The sequence below is a fragment of the Moorena sp. SIO4G3 genome (assembly GCF_010692305.1).
GTDB classification, from domain to species: Bacteria; Cyanobacteriota; Cyanobacteriia; order Cyanobacteriales; family Coleofasciculaceae; genus Moorena; species Moorena producens_A.
Genome location: NZ_JAAHIG010000064.1, coordinates 26,178 through 32,177 on the forward strand (window position 1 = coordinate 26,178; position 6,000 = coordinate 32,177).

A 6,000-nucleotide genomic window follows, 5' to 3' on the forward strand; every position below is an offset into this window, starting at 1 on the left:
AGCACAAAGAGCGGAAAGCGCACTAAGATGTTTCACCACTCACATTAAATTCCTAGATCTCAAGTCCACAGTTTTTGAGAGGTGCAACTATTAGCCTTATAGCTCTCTAAACTTTGTCAAACATTATCCATTATTTTATAATGAAATAAGTTAGTAACTTGTTTAACAAGGGAACACTACCGCCCAACGAAGAACTAAAAGCTGATCAGCTGGTCGTAAGTTAAGCGACGTAAAATAATGGACTGAGTGAAGTGACAGTGCGGTTTGAGAGTAGGCAGCAGAGCCTCCATTAAGAAAATTAGCGCAATGCTTTTGGCATTGCTTTGTCGGCAACAACCATTAGTTAAAACTAATGCTATACCATCGTCCTATCTACTTGTGAGTAGGTTTGTACAGGTTAAATGTTGCACTGCTTTCCTAGATCACCAAGGGCTACTGGTTAAAATCCCATTACCCAAGCGATGCAGAGGTGCGACCCGTGGCGAATTTAATTCGCCTAGCGATGCAGCGCGGTCTTGGGGGTTCCCCCCATGAGCGACTGCATCAAGACAAGGAAAACGCACCATTACGGTCTTGGGGGAAACCCCCACTCGCGCTTTGCATCAAGAATGGATGGTTAATTTTCCATTGTCCATTTTTTTGCAGCTTTCGCTGTTCATTCTCCTCACAACACACTCCACCCTTTAAGAATTTAGTGCAGTTCATCAAAACGGCAATTTTGACTGAATACGCTTTAACTCGAGACATTTTGAACAGATTGATTTAATTTTCCCTGGTGTCAAGGCAGAATTAACTACACGAGTTTTGAGACCGCATTTAGGACAGATGGGTTGATGATTAATGATCACCCACATGCCCCACTTGAACTCAATTACTTTTTCAAGCTCAAGCTGTTTCAGTCCTTGGGCAAGTCGCTCTTCTGAATACCGGCACTTCCTGTTCAATTCATCTTGAGTCAGTTTCCCATAGTCAGATGTACAGAGCAGATGAATGATTTTACCACAGGTTTCTTGTAAGTTACTTAATTGTTCTTGGGGAGCTACAGGCTTTTCCGGTTTGGTGTAGCGGGGAGGGCACAGTGGGTAGCTCGAGAAATTCACTCGATTGTGTGTAGTGACTTTCTGTGTAGTGACTTTCTGTGTAGTGACTTTCTGCTTCCAACGGACTAACGTTGAAGAAGCACCGTGGCCACTTGTCATGGGAATGTAGCACTTATCTGACTTAATTTTGAGTTGCTGATTTTCCTGAGCAAGGGTATTACTTTGCTTAGCCGTTACCCTGTTTTCCCAGTTCTGATGCTTTAACATATGGTGTAGATGTTCAACCCTTTTCACAACTATCCTAGTTTTGTGAAAAACATTGGACAACCGTGATTATACGTAAGATACTCTTTTGCCCACCGGGGAGTTGCCACTGAGTTTTCACGGAGAAGATTAGCTCAATCTATTCATGTTTGGGCAGGATGGTGGTATGGACGCGCTTCGCTTGTGGCGATGCGATCGCATTGCCAGCTTGGGTCAATTTCGATTTCTAGTGCTCCCTACCAAAGCGGAGAATGGCCACGCCCGAGGCTACACTTACCAGATCGGGAAGTGTTACATTATGTCACCAGAACAGAGTGGTAAAAAAATTGGACACAAGTAAAGACAGTTCCTTAAAACACAGCAAAATTCACCAAAGGCTAAGTCAATTGATTAAGGTGCTGGCTCAAAAATTTGGTAGTGTCCGGGAACTTGGTAGACAAGTCAATGTCACTAACAACACCTTGACAAATTGGATGAATTGTGATAACACTCCCAGCTTAGAGAAGCTAGAGAGGCTGGCTAAAGGTATTGGTTGGACAACGGAAGAGTTGATCAGCTTCTTGGTCAGTGAGGAAAACCCTCTCGAAGCCATTGAGCGAAACAAGAAATCGAGTTCCTCTACTTTGACACCACCTATTTCCATGGAGCAGATTTTGGCAGAGCTTCAGTGGCGACCAGTACAGCAATTAGTTGAGATTAATTTAGCGATCGCTAAACGGTTGCAAAGGGAATTCAGTGGTTCGACAGATACCACCGGCCTAGAGGAGGTGTTAAATCAGTCTCCTAAATTTGAGGAACTCAAGGGAGTGAAATTTATTTCACTGAGCTTAAAGGCCAGGCGACGATTAAAGAATTGGGTGACAATCTGCCAAAGTTATGTAGGCTTGAGTCCAGAGGAATTCATCCAAGTTGCTGTCGAGAAGCACAAAATTGACCCAGGAACCTTTGGGCTATTTTATAAGAGCATCATGGAACTCTCTAGTACTCCGTTTCCCCAAAGTTACTATGAGTGGCTTTTCCCGTTAATTTCTCCAGTGAGTGGTTGGATCGGGTCAGCACAAGAAACTCCTATTCTAGATTTTTCGAGAACTTACACAGAAACTTATACAGAACCTTGGAGTAATTTTATTGAGAACTTAGAAGACATTAGTAATGGAGTAACTACTAAGTCTAGTTCAATTCTGTTTTAACCAGGTTTTGTTAACGGTTGACGGTTGACGATTGACGGTTCACTGTCAACGTTTAAGATAAGGAAACTGTCTACAAACAAACCGTTGCGTTAATGCTGCAGTATAGATCAAAAGTTTAAATCAAATTAGCAATCCGTGTAGGAATTGTGATAATTTTTGTTCCCTGTTCCCTGTTCCTTATTCCCTTTGCTAAAGTTTAGATCAAATCACAAACTACGCGAAAACCAAAGGAGATATATGTAACATCCGGAGCATTGAAATTGCGATAATCACTATGGCAGTAGCCGGAACTGTTGAGCCAAGACCCTCCCCTGAGCAACCGATCCCGATCCTCATTCTTGCTTAGCCACGCACTGCCATCGGATGGTGCCCCCTGGTGATTTTCATGCCAATGGTCAGCACACCATTCCCAGACATTGCCATGCATATCGTATAGCCCAAAGGCGTTAGCTACTTGAAAACTCCCTACGGTGGTAGTTTTCTCTCGAAAGATACCTTTTGGCTGTGAACCATCAGTGTCAGTCTGATGACCATCGTAGTTAGCTAAATTGGTGGTAATTGCTTGACCAAAGTGAAATTTTGTGGTAGTTCCAGCACGACAGGCATATTCCCATTCCACTTCACTGGGTAGCCGATAGGTGCGTCCGGTTTGTTGAGACACTCTGGCACAAAATTCTACAGCGTCATACCAAGATATCTGCTCCACAGGCAGATTATCTCCTTTGAAGTGGGATGGGTCAGAATCCAATTCACGACTGACTTTGGGTAAGGAAGCAACTACTTTCCACTGTGCCTGAGTTACACTAAACTTACCCATATACAAGGGCTTTACAGTGACCATTTGTCTAGAAGCTGGTGAAGCCATAGTGAAAGTCCCGCCAGGGATAGACACCATTTGCAGCATTACCCCCTTGTTGCCTAAGTTTTCCTTAAAAAACTTGCCTTGATGACGGTTGCGGTTAGTTATCTGACCTTGGGGATTCACTCTGGCCACATCAAATTCAAAGTCCTGTAGAGATACATTGGTCACCCTCGCTTTTACCTCCTGATTACCAGGCGATAGTGACTTATCCTTTTCTACCTCCTGAGTAAAATTGAGGGTCAACGGGTTAGGGGTGAGGGTGTGGGAGGGTGAGTCCGAAAGTTTATCAATGACTGTTGCTAATACCAGTCCCACACTCCCAAAACCAGCGGCTTTGAGTAATTTCCGTTTAGTCAATACCCTCGTTAACTTTGTATTGCTTAAACCTATGGAAGACCCCTTAAAGCGAGTGGATAGTATTTTTGATAGTACTTGGCGTCGTGAGGGTGCTGGATTCATCACCTGCTCAAGCTTGGCCAACTGTTGCAAAATCTCCTGAGTATTCCGAGGACGCTGACTGACTAAGGGAGCCATCAGTTGGTCGATAAATTCTCTGAGTTGAGGGGAGATATGAGGGGCATAGGGGTGCCATAGCAATTCACTGGTATCAGGATTGTACAGAAGGGGATCCATCGGTTCCTTACCAGTAAGCAGATAAACAAAGGTGCGCCCCAAGGCAAAGAAGTCAGATTGTGGCATGGCATAGCCTTGCTCTTGTTCTGGTGGTGCGTAACCTGGAGTATGAATCTGGGTGTTTTTACCGCCAGCAATAATGGTGTTGGTGACTTGCCGCACAGCCCCAAAGTCAATGAGCACTAGTTGTCCATCCTTCCTGAGAATGACATTGGATGGTTTAATATCCCGATGGAAAAAGTGCTTCTGATGGACTACATGGAGAATTTTTACCAGTTGGGATAGCCATTCCAAGGCTAAGGTTTCGTCAATAGGGTGATTCTTGTTTTGGTGCTGATACTCCTCTAAATCTAAGCCTTCAATGTATTCGAGAACCATGCAGTGTAAGCTGATCTCGTTGTTTCTGGGAGAGAAGATAAACGTTCCTTCTGATTTGGGAATTCCTGGATGATTCAGCTGACTCAAAACCCATGCTTCTTGCTCAAACAGCTCAACTGCTCTAGATTGATAGTCAGTCAAGACTTTGAGAACTTTGAGAGTGTTGTGATCACTTTTTTGATCACTGTTGTGATCAAGTACCTCATAGGTTTTACCGAAAGCACCTTTGTCACTGAGTAACCCAATCACACGATAACGTTCTGCCAAGAGTAAGTCCGAGCCACAGGCTTGGCAGAATAGGGTATCTTCTGTATTGTAAGGTTTAGAACAGTCGGGATTAATGCACCAAGTCATGGTTCCCTAGGGACGAGCTACTGATACAATCTACGGCGTTGGACAGGACAGCGATCGCGCTTTACTTTAGTTTTTGCTTACCAGTCCTGTTTAATACCGAAATAACAGAGGTTTTGATTGGTTTTGCCACCACCAAACTAATCGCCCAAACTAATCGCCCAAACTAATCGATAGTATGACTGCTTTGGCGCGAAATTTCAAAAATTTTTAAAATTTCAAATTTAAGTAAATCCACAGTTGCTAATAATAGCCTAAGGATGTATTAGTATGTTGATTGGCTTAAAGCCAAGGTAGTTTTAACCGGTTGGCGGTGGTATAACCACAGAGTCCACGGGGTTTTAATCCGTGAGGATGTCAATCATATTATTAGCTTAGTCTAGTAAGTATTGTTTGTCATGCCAACTTGGCATTTATTTTTTACTTAGGGGAGTTAAAAAGTCCTAGATTTTAGGGAGTAGGGAGTAGGGAGTAGGGAGTAGGGAGTAGGGAGTAGGGAATAAAAAAGAGGGGACTTTGGAATTGGTTAAAAAATCTGTGTACCTCATTACTAAGCGCGTTTGTATCTGGGTTGTAAACATACTCGCCCTTGGCAAGAGGCAATAGGCATGCTAGCAAGAGGGGTTCCTGACTGGGTGACAAACAGCCTTAAAAACTTTACGGGGTGACCGGGTGTGGCTGGTTGACTGACAAAACTTCCAGAATGCTTGTCCGATGGGGGCTAAGCGAGTTTATAGCCATCAGACCGTGAAAAGCTTATAAGCGCGGTAGTTGTGGTCGCGAGTTCACCGGCTCGATTCACCTGTTAAACAACAGATACCGAATAGGCTTGTTCCTTGGAGCCGAAAAAGTTTATAGAGAAAGGGATTTGGGGCTTTATTCCCAACTTTTGTCAGTCAACCAGGGTCAAAACGTTTTGATGATTGCTTCAAAACCAAACACTAAAAAAAGTAATTTAAACATTATTTTGGGGTATCATTAGGGATAATGGAATAGTAGCATTAACGGGAGCAGGTCAATTTTGTAAGAACACTTGAACTACAAACGCTTGAACTACATTGTTTTCGGGGCTTCAGTAGCAGTTATGAGTTATTATAGTACATTTGTTCTGCGAATTTGACATGCTCCCAGCATTAACAACCCATTTCTAAAATTCCAATATATTTGGAGGAATAATTCTATGACAGTAGAGGTTGCACAAGATCTGTACCCTTCTAGGGGAGACAAGAGTGGATTTATTAAAAGAAAAGAGCCAATCATTTATGGTACTATTGAACAATTA

6 protein-coding genes are annotated in these 6,000 nt (G+C 43.1%); 2 read left to right on the forward strand and 4 right to left on the reverse strand.

Annotation, left to right across the window (positions count from 1 at the left end):
* Nucleotides 1–422: 422 nt before the first annotated feature.
* Nucleotides 423–590 (reverse strand): hypothetical protein, encoded by a 168-nt coding sequence (locus tag F6J99_RS14285; RefSeq protein WP_293113491.1) that lies wholly within the window; start codon nt 588–590, stop codon nt 423–425.
* Nucleotides 591–704: 114 nt separating this feature from the next.
* Nucleotides 705–1,334 carry a hypothetical protein gene (locus F6J99_RS14290; RefSeq protein WP_293113492.1) on the reverse strand — a complete coding sequence of 210 codons (630 nt, stop codon included), beginning with the start codon at nt 1,332–1,334 and terminating at the stop codon, nt 705–707.
* A gap of 136 nt (nt 1,335–1,470) precedes the next feature.
* On the opposite strand from F6J99_RS14290, the gene F6J99_RS14295 reads away from it, so the two are divergent.
* Complete coding sequence (locus F6J99_RS14295) at nt 1,471–1,644, forward strand: hypothetical protein (RefSeq protein WP_293113493.1); 174 nt, start codon at nt 1,471–1,473, stop codon at nt 1,642–1,644.
* Complete coding sequence (locus F6J99_RS14300; protein WP_293113494.1) at nt 1,631–2,494, forward strand: helix-turn-helix transcriptional regulator; 864 nt, start codon at nt 1,631–1,633, stop codon at nt 2,492–2,494. Before F6J99_RS14295 ends, F6J99_RS14300 begins: the two co-directional genes overlap by 14 nt.
* A 196-nt stretch (nt 2,495–2,690) precedes the next feature.
* On the opposite strand, the gene F6J99_RS14305 is transcribed toward F6J99_RS14300, so the two are convergent.
* Together F6J99_RS14305 and F6J99_RS14310 are read right to left on the reverse strand one after the other, a co-directional pair.
* Nucleotides 2,691–4,721, reverse strand: coding sequence for a bifunctional serine/threonine-protein kinase/formylglycine-generating enzyme family protein (locus F6J99_RS14305; protein ID WP_293113495.1), 2,031 nt, complete (start codon nt 4,719–4,721; stop codon nt 2,691–2,693).
* Nucleotides 4,722–5,168: 447 nt separating this feature from the next.
* On the reverse strand, nt 5,169–5,336 hold the full coding sequence (locus F6J99_RS14310; protein WP_293113496.1) for a hypothetical protein: 168 nt from the start codon (nt 5,334–5,336) through the stop codon (nt 5,169–5,171).
* Nucleotides 5,337–6,000: the final 664 nt, after the last annotated feature.

Excerpts from the sequence above, each read along its gene's own strand:
- F6J99_RS14295 (WP_293113493.1), top strand. The coding sequence starts at position 1,471 with ATGGACGCGCTTCGCTTGTGGCGATGCGATCGCATTGCCAGCTTGGGT.
- F6J99_RS14305 (WP_293113495.1), bottom strand. The coding sequence starts at position 4,721 with ATGACTTGGTGCATTAATCCCGACTGTTCTAAACCTTACAATACAGAA.